Consider the following 13,807-nt stretch of genomic DNA (forward strand, 5'->3'; position numbering starts at 1 on the left):
GAATACATCCAGTATGCGGACGTCCCTCCGCCTTGCGATGCACCGCATCTGACGCCGTGCGCTGATCCACCACGGATTACGGGACAGCCCTTAGGTCCTGTCGGGCGACCCGGCAGGCTCTGAAAGTTCCCCGCTCCCGCTCTTCTCCCGCGTTGGGTAAGTCACAGTTCAAAGCGCTTGCTCAGCGGGAACGCTCTGGGTGTACTGGCGAGTAATATTTACTCCGGTGCGCCGGTCTCCCCGACCGGAAACCGCCCCACAGGGCGCCTATGCTGCGTGCAACAAGGCAGCCCAGAAATGACGACGCAGTAGGAGAGCCGGCGTGAGCCTGAGGATCGTTGTCTGTGTGAAGTACGTGCCCGACGCCACGGGCGACCGGCATTTCGCCGATGACCTGACCGTCGACCGGGACGACGTCGACGGACTGCTGTCGGAGCTCGACGAGTACGCGGTCGAGCAGGCGCTCCAGATCGCCGGTGAGGCGGACGACGCGGAGATCACCGTGCTGACCGTCGGTCCCGAGGACGCCAAGGACGCGCTGCGCAAGGCGCTGTCCATGGGCGCCGACAAGGCCGTCCATGTCGAGGACGACGATCTGCACGGCACGGACGTTCTGGGTACGTCGCTCGTGCTCGCCAAGGCCATCGAGAAGACCGGCTACGACCTGGTCGTCTGCGGGATGGCCTCCACCGACGGCACGATGGGTGTGCTGCCGGCGATGCTCGCCGAGCGGCTGGGGGTTCCCCAGGTGACGCTGCTCTCCGAGGTCTCGGTCGAGGACGGCGTGGTCAGGGGACGGCGTGACGGTGACAGCGCGAGCGAGCAGCTGGAGGCGTCGCTGCCGGCTGTCGTGTCGGTGACGGACCAGTCGGGCGAGGCCCGTTACCCCTCCTTCAAGGGGATCATGGCCGCCAAGAAGAAGCCGGTACAGGCGCTGGATCTGGAGGACCTGGAGATCGACGCCGACGAGGTCGGTCTCCAGGGCTCCTGGACCGCGGTGGAGACGGCGACGCAGCGTCCGGCCCGTACGGCGGGCACGATCGTCAAGGACGAGGGTGAGGGCGGTAAGCAGCTCGCCGAGTTCCTGGTGAGCCAGAAGTTCATCTGAGCCTCGGCCGCCCCGTTCAACTGTCCGCCAGATACTTCGTATTCGCAGGAGAGCAATCCCATGGCTGAAGTTCTCGTCTATGTCGATCACGTGGACGGCGCCGTCCGCAAGCCCACCTTGGAGCTGCTGACGCTGGCCCGCCGTATCGGCGAGCCCGTCGCCGTCGCGCTCGGCACGGGCGCCGCCGACACCGCGGCCGTGCTCGCCGAGCATGGTGCGGTGAAGGTCCTGACCGCCGACGCCCCGGAGTTCGCCGACTACCTCGTCGTGCCGAAGGTCGACGCGCTGCAGGCCGCGTACGAGGCGGTGACGCCGGCCGCCGTGCTGCTGCCGTCCTCCGCCGAGGCCAAGGAGATCGCGGCGCGGCTCGCGGTCCGTATCGGCTCCGGCATCATCACCGACGCCATCGACGTGGAGGCCGGAGCCGAGGGCCCGGTCGCCACGCAGTCGGTCTTCGCCGCCGCGTTCACCACCAGGTCCCGGGTCTCCAAGGGCACCCCGGTCATCACCGTGAAGCCGAACTCGGCTCCGGTCGAGGCCGCTCCCGCCGCGGGCACCGTCGAGGCGCTGTCCGTGACCTTCGGTGAGAAGTCCACCGGCACGAAGGTCGTCTCCCGCACCCCGCGTGAGTCGACCGGACGCCCGGAGCTGACCGAGGCCGCGATCGTGGTCTCCGGCGGCCGCGGCGTCAACGGCGCCGAGAACTTCGCGATCATCGAGGCGCTCGCCGACTCGCTCGGCGCGGCCGTCGGTGCCTCCCGCGCCGCCGTCGACGCCGGCTGGTACCCGCACTCCAACCAGGTCGGCCAGACCGGCAAGTCGGTCTCCCCGCAGCTCTACATCGCCTCCGGCATCTCCGGTGCCATCCAGCACCGCGCCGGCATGCAGACCTCCAAGACCATCGTCGCCGTCAACAAGGACGCCGAAGCCCCGATCTTCGACCTGGTCGACTACGGCGTGGTCGGCGACCTCTTCGAGGTCGTCCCGCAGCTGACCGAAGAGGTCAAGACCCGCAAGGGCTGACCCGCTGCTTCTGTACGGGTCCTGGGGCCGCGCGGTGGACTCCACCGTGCGGCCCCGCGTCGTCCGGGGCGACCATTGACGTAGATCAAGCCCGCCGATTAAGTTCGCTCCACGGATTACTGATTCCGCAGGGTGGAAAACAGTGGAGCGGAAGCAGGAGGGGACAGAGATGGGCCAGCAGGAGAAGGTGGCGACGAGCCTCGCGGGCGCGGTCGGCGAGGACATCAGCCGCTCCCTCGCACCGGTCGACGCGGAACTGGCCCGTCGCTACCCGGGCGACCCCGGCACCCGCCAGCCCGTCCACACCGTCTACGTACCGGCCGACCACTTCGACGCCGGCACCATCCGCTCCTGGGGCGGCCAGGCGCTCGCCGCCCTCGACGAACACGCCCCGGACGCCGCCTCGCTGGCCGCGGTCCTCGGCCTCTCCGACGCCCTCGCGGGCCCGGTGTACGAACGCGTACGGGCCAAGCTGAGCCGCGAGCCCGTCGAGGACCTGCGGATCGACTTCGAGGACGGCTACGGGCCGCGCCCGGACGCCGAGGAGGACGAGGCCGCGGCCCGCGCCGCCCGGCTGGTCCACGAGGCGTACGGGAACGGCACCGCCGCCCCGTACATGGGGATCCGCATGAAATGCATGGAGGCCGCCGTACGGGACCGGGGCATCCGGACCCTCGACATCTTCCTCAGCGGGCTGATGGAGGCGGGCGGCCTGCCCGCCGGACTGGTGCTGACCCTCCCCAAGGTCAGCTACGCCGAGCAGGTCACCGCGATGGTGCGGCTGGCCGAGGAGTTCGAGAAGGCACGCGGCCTGGAGCCGGGACGGATCGGGTTCGAGATCCAGATCGAGACCAGCCAGTCCATCCTCGCCGCGGACGGCACCGCCACCGTGGCCCGGATGATCGACGCGGCCGGCGGCCGGGCCACCGGGCTGCACTACGGCACCTTCGACTACAGCGCCTGCGTCGGCGTCAGCGCCGCCTACCAGTCCAGCGACCACCCGGCCGCCGACCATGCCAAGGCCGTCATGCAGGTAGCCGCCGCCGGGACCGGCGTACGGGTCTGCGACGGCTCCACCAATGTCCTCCCGGTCGGGCCGACCGCCCAGGTCCACGACGCCTGGCGGCTGCACTACGGCCTCACCCGGCGTGCCCTCGCCCGCGCCTACTACCAGGGCTGGGACATGCACCCGGGCCATCTGCCCACCCGCTACGCCGCCGTGTACGCCTTCTACCGCGAGGGCCTGGAGCCGGCCGCGGCCCGGCTGGCCGCGTATGTGGCCAGGAGGGGCGGCGCGGTGATGGACGAGCCCGCCACCGCGAAGGCGCTCAGCGGCTATCTGCTGCGTGGCCTGGACTGCGGCGCCCTCGACAGCGACGAGGTCGCCCTCCTCACCGGCCTCACCCATGAGGACCTGGAGAGCTTCGCCATCCCGCGCCGCGCGGCCCCGACGGTGACCACGCCGTAGCGCCTGTCCCGCGTGCCGCGGTCGGCGGGCGGATGATCCGGGAGGCCGCTACATCCAGCCCCGCCGGGCGGCCTGCCACGCCAGTTGCATGCGTGTGGTCGCGCCCGCGAGGGCCATCATCGCCTGGATGCGCCGCTGCACGGTCCGTCTGCTGAGCCCCATCTGACTGGCTATCGCCTTGTCGGCGACCCCCGCGACGAGCAGCGACAGCAGCTGACGGTCCGTCGTCGAGAGCTCGTGGCCGTGGGCCGACCCGTCCGTGCCGCTGACCGTTCCGGACTCGCTCACGTGCAGCGGGACCGCGTCCTCCCAGTAGCGCTCGAACAGGGCGACCAGCGCGTCCAGCAGACTGCTGCCGCGCACCAGTGCGGCGGTGGGCTCCTCGGAGCCGCCGCTCGGGCCGCCCGGCACCAGGGGGCAGATCGCGATGGCGCGGTCGGCGACGGCCAGCCGCAGCGGAAGGTGCGGGACCGCGCGGGCTATCTCCCCCGCGCGCACGCCCTCCACCACGTTGTCGACGGCGCCGGAATCGTCGAAGAACGCCCGCTCGTACAGGACGCGGTAGCGCACCCCGCGGGCGAGGGCGTCGAACTCGGCGCGGTTGCTTCCCGAGGGCATGGCCACGTACTGCGCCTTGCAGAACCACAGCATCTCGTGGCGCGCGCTGTCCTGGATCTGCCGCAGATGCTGGCGCATCGCCTCGGCGCCGGTGATCACTTCGATGAGCTGGTCGGGATCCCTGCGGCGCCTGGTGCGCCGATAGGTCTCCAGCAGATCGGTGACCGCGGCGCGCGCCTGGTCCAGGGCGTCGGACTGCCTCTGGAGGTGCGGCAGCAGGGCGACGTCCGGAGGAGTGGCGGCGAAGCTGTGCGGCGCCCGGTCCGTTCCGCTGGCCAGCCCCTTGGCCGTGAGCGCCGCCAGTATCCGTGCGATGTCCCCCGGCGCCAGGCCCGACTGCTCCGCGATCTCGGCCGCAGACGCGGCGGGCGTCGTCACGAGAAGCCGGTACACGGCTTCCTCGGCCGGGGTGAGGCCCGCTGCCTCCAGCATCGTGCTCCTTTCCGCCCCGGCCGGCGGTGTGCGGGAGCGACGGGACGGGCACGTGGGTGAGCGCCCGGCACCAGGGCCCCGCCGGAACAGGACCGAACACGGGCAATCGCACTATACGCCCTGGTCATCGCTCCCCCCGGGCAGGCGCAGGGCGGTGGGTACGGAGACCTGGACGCACCTCCGTACCCGCCGTCCTTCGGTGCCCGGCCGCCCCCCGGCCGCCGGGTCCGGTGTCCCGCTACTCGCTCAGCAGGTACGCGCGCTCCACGGTCTGCCGGATCGTGTTCCCGGCGCTGTCGGTGGCGGTGACGCGCAGGGTCACGTACGTGTCGCCCCGTGTCCTGGCCGGCCGCTCGACGGTGGCGGTGAAGCGGTTCTGACCGCGGTCCCTGGCCCTGGCCTCCTTCGTCCAGGACCTGCCGTCGTCGTAGGAGGTCTCGACCCGGACCGTGACGCCGCGCGGTGCGGGCAGGCCGTCCTGGGCGCGGACGGTCAGGGCGATCTCGTGGTCACGCCGCGCGGTCACGGTGTTGCGCTCGTCCACCGGCACGTCGTAGTCGAGCTGGAGCAACGGGAGCGTCGCCGTCCCCGCGGTGGTGTCCGAGCGGAAGGACCACGAGGTCTCCGTACGGATGCCGAACCCGGACTCGGCGGAGCCACGGGACGTCGACAGGTCGAGCCGGTAGTCGGCCTCTCCCGGCGCCACCCGGAAGTCGGCCCAGGCGTCCGCGGCATCGGCGGTCTTCTTGCCGTCCCGGTACAGGCGGGCGGAGACGGTGTCGCCCTCGGGCACTGCGCTGCGCGCGGAGGTGCCGATCCCGCCGCCCGCGCCGCCGGTGAGCGCCCGTGACCAGTGGCCGGTGCCGGAGTCGGTGAACTCGGGAATCCGCAGGGAGAGGACGTCGCCGGAGCGGACGGACGGAGTCGTCGTACCGCGCGGGATCGACGGCCGCACGACAGCCTCGAACCAGTTCTCCTCGGGCTGCTTGCCGGGGCGGTAGGTCCGGGCGTCGTCCCGCATGCCGACCGTCAGCGGGGTGTCGACGTCGGTGGCGGCCGCGTCGTTCACGACGTGCTGCCACAGGGTGTCGTCGGCGCTGACGTACTCGGTGCGCTGCGTGCCGGTCGGCACAAAGCGGCTGTACTGGTTCCAGAAGAAGTCCTGGTAGGGACGGAGGCCGAAACGCTGCTCACTCGCCCACGAGGTGCCTCCGCCGTCGGCGTACGTGGCCTTCACCACGGCGCTGTTGCGGTCCGAGACGGTGTGCACGACACGCTGGGGGACCTGTCCCGCGGAGACCTGCATCACGTCGTAGAGATATGGGCTCTCGGCGGTGCCGGAGAACTCCACCGTGGTCGCGTGCCGCCCGGCCCGGTCCAGCAGCGCGCCGCCCTCGGCCGCGCTCACCCGCAGGGTGGGCAGGGCGAGCCGGTCCCCGACCGGGGTCCACCGGGTCCAGGAGTACATGTCCGACGGGAAGACGAGCATGAGTCCGGCGGCGCCGGCCTTGGCGGCCGCCTTGGCCAGGTCCCTCTCGTCAGAACCGTCGTCCCTGACGACCGCGAGCTTGCCGCGGACGCGGCTGCCGCGGAAGTCGGGTGCGGAGCTGCTTCCCGCGTCGACGGCGGTCAGCCGGGCGCCCTTCGCGCCGAACAGCGCGGAGGTGTGCGTGTAGTACGGCCGCAGAGCGATCTTCGTCCCGGGGACCTCCGCCTCCAGCAGCGGGGCGACGAGCTGCCAGCGCGAGGCGAACTCGAAGCGGCCCTCGGTGACCTTGGCGGTGGGGCTGACGTACAGGCGCTTGGCGATGTCGAAGAACATCGTGCCCTGGATCAGGCCGTGCCCGCCCAGCTGACGGTAGGTCTGGTAGCTGAGAGCGCCCCGCTGTTCGGCGGGCTTGGGGGTACGGATCTCCACCTGGGTGGTCTTGCGGGCGTCCAGGGTGACGGACATGTCCTTGGTGACCTTCACCTCGGGCAGGACGACCTCGCGCAGCTCCTGGCCGTCCGGGGCGTCGTCCAGCGAGGAGTGGCTGAGCTGGTAGGTGCCTTCCTCGACCTCGGCGACGGCCGGATCCGCGCTGATGTAGTTCACGAATCCGTCAGCACCCCAGATCGTGGGCAGGGCCTGGACGCGCTTGCCGTGGTGGTCGACGGTGTTGACGGTGAGCCGGTGTACGGGGCCGTGGACCGCGAGGCTCACCGTGGTGTGGACGGCCACCGTGCCGTCGGCGGTGGTCGCACTGACGTATCCGTAGTAGTCGCCCCGCTCGACGACGGACGGGTCGGCGTGCAGCGGCACCTCCGCCGTGGCGCCGGCGGCGATACGGACCGCGTCGGAGCCGAGCCGTACCCCGCCGTCCGCGATCTCCTGCCCGCCGCTGGTGGTGAGCCGTACCGCCAGGCGCAGAGTGACCTCGGACGGGGAGGTGTTCGTGTAGCGGACCGTGGTGTCCTGGGCCCGTCCGGCGGCGCCGCCGGAGACGAAGGAGCCCAAGGAGACGGTGCCGGTCGCGGTGACCGGTCCGAGGGCCGCCGCCAGGTCGATACGGCCGCCGCCCTGCTCGGTCACCTGCTGACCCGGCACGGTTCGCGCGGTGCTGACCAGCGCGTCCTTGAGGCGTACGGCGTCCCAGTCCGGATGTTGCTGGGCCAGCAGCGCGGCGGCGCCCGCCACGTGGGGCGAGGCCATCGAGGTGCCCGAGGCCGCGACGTAGTACGGGTCCACGGGGTCGCCCATGGTCGTCCCCGTGGCGCGGGCGGCCACGATGCCGACACCGGGCGCGGTGACGTCCGGCTTCACCGCCCGGTCGCCCGGACGCGGTCCGCGGCTGGAGAAGGCGGCCAGGGAGTCGTCGCGGTCGACGGCGCCCACGGTGAGCGCCGCGTCGGCCGCGCCGGGCGAACCGATGGTCTGCTCGCCCATCTCGCCGCTGTTGCCGGCGGCCACCACGAACAGGGCGCCGCTGCTCCGGGAGAGACCGTTCACCGCGAGGCTCATCGGGTCGGTGCCGTCGCTGGGGGCGTCCGATCCCAGGCTCATGTTGACGACCCGGGCGCCCTCGGCCGCGGCCCACTCCATGCCGTCGATCACGGCCGACTCGGTGCCGTAGCCGTCGTCCCCGAGAACCTTGCCGATCACCAGCTCGGCCCGTGGCGCCACCCCTTTGCGCGTGCCGCCGGACGCGGCACCGGAGCCGCCGACCGTGGCCGCGACATGGGTGCCGTGTCCGAAGACGTCGTTCGTCCCGGCGCTGCCGGAGAAGTCCTTGGTCGTCGTGGCCCGGCCGGCCAGGTCTGGGTGGGTGAGGTCGGCGCCGGTGTCCAGGACGGCGACCTTGACGCCCTGGCCCTGGTAGCCGGCGGCCCACGCGGCGGGCGCGTTGATCTGGGCCGTACTGCGGTCGAGCGTCGGGCTCACCCGCCCGTCCAGCCAGACCGTCGGGAGGGCGGCGGCGCGGGCGGTGGACGCGTCGCCGGAGCCGGGGACGAGCTGCTTCCAGAAGCGGCCGAGATCGGCGGCCTCGATCCGCAGCGAACGGGCGTTGATGCTGTCCAGCCGACGTGAGGGAGCCGCGTCCTCGTTCAGCGCGGACCACCTGTCGAGGGTGGTGGCCGGTTCACCGGCGGGCTGGGAAACGATCAGCGGCAGGGCGTCGGTGTGCGCCTCGTCGTACCCCTGCGCGAGGAGCTCGGTGACATCGAAGAGCCGCCGGTCCAGCTTTCCCGAGGAGACCGGGCCGATGGCGTCGGAGGGAAGGACACTCAGACCGCCGTCCTCCTCCGCGGTCCGGAAGACGATGCCCTCGCGGCCGGGGCCCGGCTCCACGGAGGCGACCCGCTTGCCGTCGGGACCGGCGCTCACGGTCACCCGATCGCCCGTGATCAGGCGCACCGTGGTTCCTGGACCCGCCGGGGCGGAGCCCGCGACGGGGGTGTTCGGCGCCGGGGGCTGGGCCGAGACAGGCGCCACCGCACCAGCGGTCAGCAGCAAGGCCGTTGATACTGCCGCCGAAAGGCGGGTCCATCTCATCTTTCCAACCCCTTCGTTCACCACCGCGGTTACGCGCTGTTCGACAGAATCCGGTAGAGCCGGAAGGGCTGTCACTGATTCCCGGTGTCGCTGTTGCGACATGTCCCAACAGCGACACCGCCGCGTCGGACCGGGCCCAGGGGCTCCGCCCTGCGCGCGGGCGCCGCGCGCGGGAAGCTGAAAGGGGGCCGTAGGACCAGGGGCCGGGCGGGGCCTCGGAAGGAGCCGGGTCATGGTGAGTGACAAGGACCCGCTGGAGCCGTATCGCGGCAAACGGCATTTCGACACCACGGCTGAGCCCAGTGGCGAGGGCGGGCAGGCGGGGGACGAGCCGTCCTTCGTCGTCCAGATCCACGACGCGCGCCGGATGCACTTCGACTTCCGGCTGGAGGTCGACGGGGTGCTCAAATCCTGGGCCGTGCCGAAAGGGCCCTCCACCCACCCCGGTGACAAGCGACTGGCGGTCCCCACCGAGGACCACCCGCTGGAGTACCGGGAGTACGAGGGAGTCATCCCCCGCGGCGAATACGGCGGCGGCGCCGTCATCGTCTGGGACCAGGGCACCTACCGTCCGCTCGGCCGCGACCGGCCGGGCAGGGCCGCCACCTTCGGCGAGGCCCTGGCACACGGCCACGCGTCCTTCTGGCTCGACGGTACGAAACTGCGCGGCGGCTACGCCCTCACCCGTATCAGGAACGGCGACGGCGACGAGGAGGCGTGGCTGCTGGTCAAGGAGAAGGACTCCGCCGCCCGGCACGACGGGCCCGCCACCCCCGACCCCCGCCGGGCGCGTTTCGCACGCTCGGGGCGCACCCTCCACCAGGTGTCCCAGGACGAAGCGGCGGGCGGCGGCTAGGTCGGACAGGGCCTAGATCCTGTCCGGGGCGGGGCGGGGCGGGGGTACGTCTCAGGCGTCGGCCGGGGGCGGGATCTCGCCGGAGCCTCGGGCGATCAGCCGCGTCGGCAGCACCACTCGTGACGGGGCGTCGGCCGCGCCGTCGAGCCGGTGGAACAGCCGCTCCGCGGCCGTACGACCCAGGGTGGCGGCGTCCTGTGCGATGACCGTGAGGCCGGGGTCGAGCAGATCGGCCAGCTCGATGTCGTCGAAGCCGACCAGGGCGACCGGACGGTGGTGCGCGGCCAGTACCCGTACCGCTGTCACCGTCACACGGTTGTTGCCCGCGAAGATCGCCGTGACCGGCTCGGGTCCGCCGAGCATCGCCACGACGGCCTCCCGCACCCGCTCGGGCGCGGTCGTACCGAGCGAGACCCAGTCGTCGTGGATCGTGAGATCCGCGTCCGCCATCGCGGTGCGGTAGCCGCTCAGCCGCTCGATCGCCGTGTGGATCCGGGGCTGGTCACCGATGAAGCCGATCCGGCGATGACCGTGCGCGATCAGATGGGCGGTGCCCGACCGGGCGCCGCCGAAGCTGTCGGAGAGCACCGCGTCCGCGTCGATCCGGCCGGCCGGCCGGTCCACGAAGACCGTCGCCACCCCGGCCTTGATCTCCGGCTCCAGATAGCGGTGGTCGTCCCCGGCCGGAATCACGATCAGCCCGTCCACCCGGCGCGCGCAGAGTGCGAGCACCAGTTCCTGTTCGCGGTCCGGGTCCTCCGCGCTGGAGCCGTTGATCAGCAGCGCGCCATGGGCGCGGGCCACCTCTTCCACGGCGCGGTTCAGCGGACCGTAGAACGGGTCGGCCAGATCCTCCAGGACCAGGCCGATACTCGCCGTACGGCCCTTGCGCAGCACGCGCGCCGAGTCGTTGCGGCGAAAGCCCAGCGCGTCGATGGCCTCCTGCACCCTGCGCTCGGTGTCGGTGGTGACACCCGGCTCCGCGTTGACCACGCGGGAGACCGTTTTGAGCCCCACTCCGGCGCGCGCGGCCACATCCTTCATCGTGGGCCGGTTGCCGTAACGGGGCTCGGGGCGGCGGGGGGTGTCGGCCACAGTGCGCTGTCCTGTCGTCGTTCGGTTTGCCGTTGGTTTGCCATCCAAGGCGGTGGCGACGAGCATAGGCCCTGGACAACGTTGTCAGGTGAATGGAGACTGTTCATCGAAGCCGCAGGTCCGCTCATGCTCCCGCCCCTCGCACGCGCGAGGGCGCCTCATCCTCTGGAGATCCGACACCGATGCATACCGACCCCGTTGCGGCACTCGACATCGGCGGCACCAAGATCGCCGGCGCGTTGGTGGACGGCGGCGGCAGGATCCTCGTCCGGGCGCAGCGGCCGACGCCCGCCCGGGAGGACGGCGAGACGGTGATGCGCGCCGTCGAGGAGGTCCTCGCCGACCTCTCCGCGTCCCCGCTCTGGGCGTCGGTCACGGCGATAGGCATCGGCAGCGCCGGTCCCGTGGACGCCTCCGCCGGTACGGTCAGCCCGGTCAATGTCGCGGGTTGGCGGGGCTTTCCGCTGGTGGAGCGGGTGCGGCTGGCCACCGGAGGGCTGCCGGTGACGCTCGTCGGCGACGGGGTCGCCATGACCGCCGCGGAACACTGGCAGGGCGCGGCCCGCGGCTATGACAACGCGCTGTGCATGGTGGTCTCCACCGGTGTGGGCGGCGGCCTCGTCCTGAACGGGAAGCTCCACCCCGGACCGACCGGCAATTCCGGCCACATCGGCCACATCAGCGTGGACCTGGACGGCGATCTCTGCCCGTGCGGGGGGCGCGGCTGTGTGGAGCGGATCGCCAGCGGGCCCAATATCGCCCGCCGCGCGCTGGAGGGCGGCTGGCGGCCGGGCCCCGACGGTGACACCTCCGCGGCCGCGGTGGCCGCCGCCGCCCGCGCGGGCCATCCGGTCGCGATAGCCTCCTTCGACCGGGCCGCGCAGGCGCTGGCCGCCGGGATCGCCGCGACGGCCACGCTGGTCGAGATCGGCATCGCGGTCGTCGGCGGGGGAGTGGCGAACGCGGGCGAGGTGCTCTTCGCCCCGCTGCGCCGTTCCCTGCGGGACTACGCCACCCTCTCCTTCGTACGGCAGCTCAAGGTCGCCCCGGCGCTGACCGGAATGGACGCGGGCCTGGTCGGCGCGGCGGCCGCCGCCGCGCTCGGGCACCGGAACGAGGCGGCGGCGACGGTCAGCGGCTGAGCCCGCGCCGGGACGCCCGGACGCCATTCAGCTGGTCGTCTGGCAGGCCATGCGCTTGCTGCCGCGGAATCTCACACACAGCTCGGTGCCGGTGCCGGTGTCCCCGCTCGGCCAGGTGTGGGTCAGCGCCTTGCCGGACCGGGTCGCGAGCGCCGTATCGACGCGTGTTCCGTTCCTGAACAGCGACACCGCGCGGGAGACGACACGCGCCGGCGGATTGGTCCAGATGGCGGTGACCGCGTTTCGGCCGCCGTGCCCGTCCAGCCGGACGCAGATCTGCGGCCCGGAGAAGTGGTGCGTGCAGGCGGTGCTGTCGGCCGTCGCGGGGCCGGCGGACAGCGAGACGGTGAGGCCCGCCAGGGCGAGGACCAGAGCGAGGACCGGGGCGGGCCGCCGGACGCGCGGACGTGGACGGGAACCGGGCGCCGCCCGCGCGGGTACGGGCACGCCCGCGGGCACGCCAAAGCCCGCTGTGGCGGTCGGCGTTCTGGACATTTCGGGCTTTCTGTGACCGGGTGGGGCAGGTATTGCTGGTCGCAACACGGCCTAGGACTCGGTCGCCTGCTGCGGTACGACAACCAGGAAGAGGTCCGCGTCGAGATCCATCACGACCTCGGCCGGCATTCCCTCGTCCCGCCGCGCCCGCGCGAACTCCTCCGCGGGCCAACTGCCCCGCGGCCCTCCCGCGGGAAATTTTTCCAGCACCGTACGGCGCATTGGGTACCCCCTCGTCACATCGATTCCAACGATGGTCCTCGGGGATGTGTTACGGCCCGGCATGGACATCGGCTTGTACAACGGCTTGTACATGAGACGCTGCGCCCGGCCTCAGGATGACATCGAACCGGCCACAGCTCGGATACAGCCGGGTGGCCGATCGGGCGCACTGATCCCGCCGGGGGTTTCCGTGGCAGGGTGTTGCGGGCAGTCCTCTGGGGGCTACGGAAGAGGGGGAACCGTGATCGTCTGGGTCAACGGTGCGTTCGGAGCGGGCAAAACCAGTACCGCACGCGAACTGATCGACCTGATCCCGAACAGCACCCTGTACGACCCTGAGCTGCTCGGCGGCGAGGTTGCGCGGCTGCTGCCGCAGAAGCGGCTCGCGGAGGTGAGCGACTACCAGGACCTGCCGATCTGGCGGCGGCTGGTGGTGGACACCGCGGCGGCGCTGCTGGCCGAAGTGGGCGGGGTGCTCGTCATCCCCATGACCCTGCTGCGCCAGGAGTACCGCGACGAGATCTTCGGCGGTCTCGCCTCGCGGCGCATCCCGGTCCGGCATGTGCTTCTCACTACTGAGGAAACGATCCTGCGCGACCGGATCGCGTTCCGTGAGGACATCGACGCCGACGCCGAGGTGAACGAGCGGACCCGGCAGTGGTGCTACGAGCACATCGAGCCCTACCGCGCGGCGCTCGGCTGGCTCCGCGGTGATGCCCATGCCGTCGACAACAGCGCCCTCACGCCGCGGGAGACCGCGGTGTGCCTCGCCGCGGCGGTACGGACCGGCGCGGCCGGCGTGTGCGAGATCGTGCAGACGCCCGAGCCGACCGCCGAGACCCTCGCGGCCGGGGTGCTGCTCTTCGACGAGCGGGACCGGGTGCTGCTCGTGGATCCCACGTACAAGCCCGGCTGGGAGTTCCCCGGCGGGGTGGTGGAGCCCGGCGAGGCGCCCGCCGGCGCCGGCATACGTGAGGTCGCCGAGGAGATAGGCATAGAACTCACCGAGGTGCCCCGGCTGCTGGTCGCCGACTGGGAACCGCCGCGGCCGCCCGGATACGGCGGGCTGCGGCTGCTGTTCGACGGCGGCCGGCTGCCGGAACAGGTGGCCGGGGGGCTGCGGTTGCCGGGACCGGAGCTGCGGGGCTGGCGTTTCGTCGGCGAGGAGGAGGCGGCCGAGCTGCTGCCGCCCGCCCGCTACGAGCGGCTGCGCTGGGCCCTGCGCGCCAGGGAGCGCGGGACGGTGCTCTATCTGGAGGACGGTGTCCCGGTGGGCTGAGCCGCCCGGCCAGGGCCTGTCCGGTGGATCAGGCCC

At 72.0% G+C, this 13,807-nt stretch carries 11 protein-coding genes; 6 read left to right on the forward strand and 5 right to left on the reverse strand.

Going from position 1 to position 13,807, the window contains the following annotated elements:
- Positions 1 to 322 precede the first annotated feature (322 nt).
- The 3 genes from ACFVWW_RS31355 (at position 323) to ACFVWW_RS31365 (ending at position 3,599) form a co-directional block, all read left to right on the forward strand.
- Positions 323 to 1,108 (forward strand): electron transfer flavoprotein subunit beta/FixA family protein, encoded by a 786-nt coding sequence (locus ACFVWW_RS31355; protein ID WP_384186032.1) that lies wholly within the window; start codon positions 323 to 325, stop codon positions 1,106 to 1,108.
- Between the two features lie 60 nt (positions 1,109 to 1,168).
- A complete protein-coding gene (locus ACFVWW_RS31360) occupies positions 1,169 to 2,131 on the forward strand; it encodes an electron transfer flavoprotein subunit alpha/FixB family protein (protein WP_384186035.1) in 963 nt (320 codons plus the stop codon).
- A gap of 169 nt (positions 2,132 to 2,300) precedes the next feature.
- The gene (locus ACFVWW_RS31365) at positions 2,301 to 3,599 is read left to right on the forward strand and encodes a DUF6986 family protein (RefSeq protein WP_384186038.1); all 1,299 of its coding nucleotides are present in this window, start codon (positions 2,301 to 2,303) and stop codon (positions 3,597 to 3,599) included.
- Between the two features lie 48 nt (positions 3,600 to 3,647).
- Here the strand turns inward: ACFVWW_RS31365 and ACFVWW_RS31370 are convergent, their stop codons facing one another.
- The gene (locus ACFVWW_RS31370; RefSeq protein ID WP_384186041.1) at positions 3,648 to 4,649 is read right to left on the reverse strand and encodes a helix-turn-helix domain-containing protein; all 1,002 of its coding nucleotides are present in this window, start codon (positions 4,647 to 4,649) and stop codon (positions 3,648 to 3,650) included.
- A gap of 238 nt (positions 4,650 to 4,887) precedes the next feature.
- Positions 4,888 to 8,682, reverse strand: coding sequence for a S8 family serine peptidase (locus ACFVWW_RS31375; protein ID WP_386878008.1), 3,795 nt, complete (start codon positions 8,680 to 8,682; stop codon positions 4,888 to 4,890).
- Positions 8,683 to 8,914: 232 nt separating this feature from the next.
- Here ACFVWW_RS31375 and ACFVWW_RS31380 point away from each other — a divergent pair, with 232 nt between their 5' ends.
- Positions 8,915 to 9,538, forward strand: a complete 624-nt coding sequence (locus ACFVWW_RS31380; RefSeq protein ID WP_386878009.1) for a DNA polymerase ligase N-terminal domain-containing protein — start codon at positions 8,915 to 8,917, stop codon at positions 9,536 to 9,538.
- 51 nt (positions 9,539 to 9,589) lie between these two features.
- Here ACFVWW_RS31380 and ACFVWW_RS31385 read toward each other — a convergent pair whose 3' ends face one another.
- Positions 9,590 to 10,582: a LacI family DNA-binding transcriptional regulator gene (locus ACFVWW_RS31385; protein WP_384186234.1), complete on the reverse strand. Its 993-nt coding sequence runs from the start codon at positions 10,580 to 10,582 to the stop codon at positions 9,590 to 9,592.
- Positions 10,583 to 10,815: 233 nt separating this feature from the next.
- Here ACFVWW_RS31385 and ACFVWW_RS31390 point away from each other — a divergent pair, with 233 nt between their 5' ends.
- Positions 10,816 to 11,775: an ROK family protein gene (locus tag ACFVWW_RS31390; RefSeq protein WP_384186047.1), complete on the forward strand. Its 960-nt coding sequence runs from the start codon at positions 10,816 to 10,818 to the stop codon at positions 11,773 to 11,775.
- A gap of 27 nt (positions 11,776 to 11,802) precedes the next feature.
- On the opposite strand, the gene ACFVWW_RS31395 is transcribed toward ACFVWW_RS31390, so the two are convergent.
- Positions 11,803 to 12,270 (reverse strand): hypothetical protein, encoded by a 468-nt coding sequence (locus ACFVWW_RS31395; protein WP_384186050.1) that lies wholly within the window; start codon positions 12,268 to 12,270, stop codon positions 11,803 to 11,805.
- A 51-nt stretch (positions 12,271 to 12,321) separates the two neighbouring features.
- Positions 12,322 to 12,492: a hypothetical protein gene (locus ACFVWW_RS31400; RefSeq protein ID WP_384186053.1), complete on the reverse strand. Its 171-nt coding sequence runs from the start codon at positions 12,490 to 12,492 to the stop codon at positions 12,322 to 12,324.
- A gap of 241 nt (positions 12,493 to 12,733) precedes the next feature.
- On the opposite strand from ACFVWW_RS31400, the gene ACFVWW_RS31405 reads away from it, so the two are divergent.
- Positions 12,734 to 13,771: an NUDIX domain-containing protein gene (locus ACFVWW_RS31405; protein ID WP_384330435.1), complete on the forward strand. Its 1,038-nt coding sequence runs from the start codon at positions 12,734 to 12,736 to the stop codon at positions 13,769 to 13,771.
- Positions 13,772 to 13,807: the final 36 nt, after the last annotated feature.

The organism is Streptomyces sp. NPDC058198 (assembly GCF_042882605.1).
GTDB lineage: Bacteria > Actinomycetota > Actinomycetes > Streptomycetales > Streptomycetaceae > Streptomyces.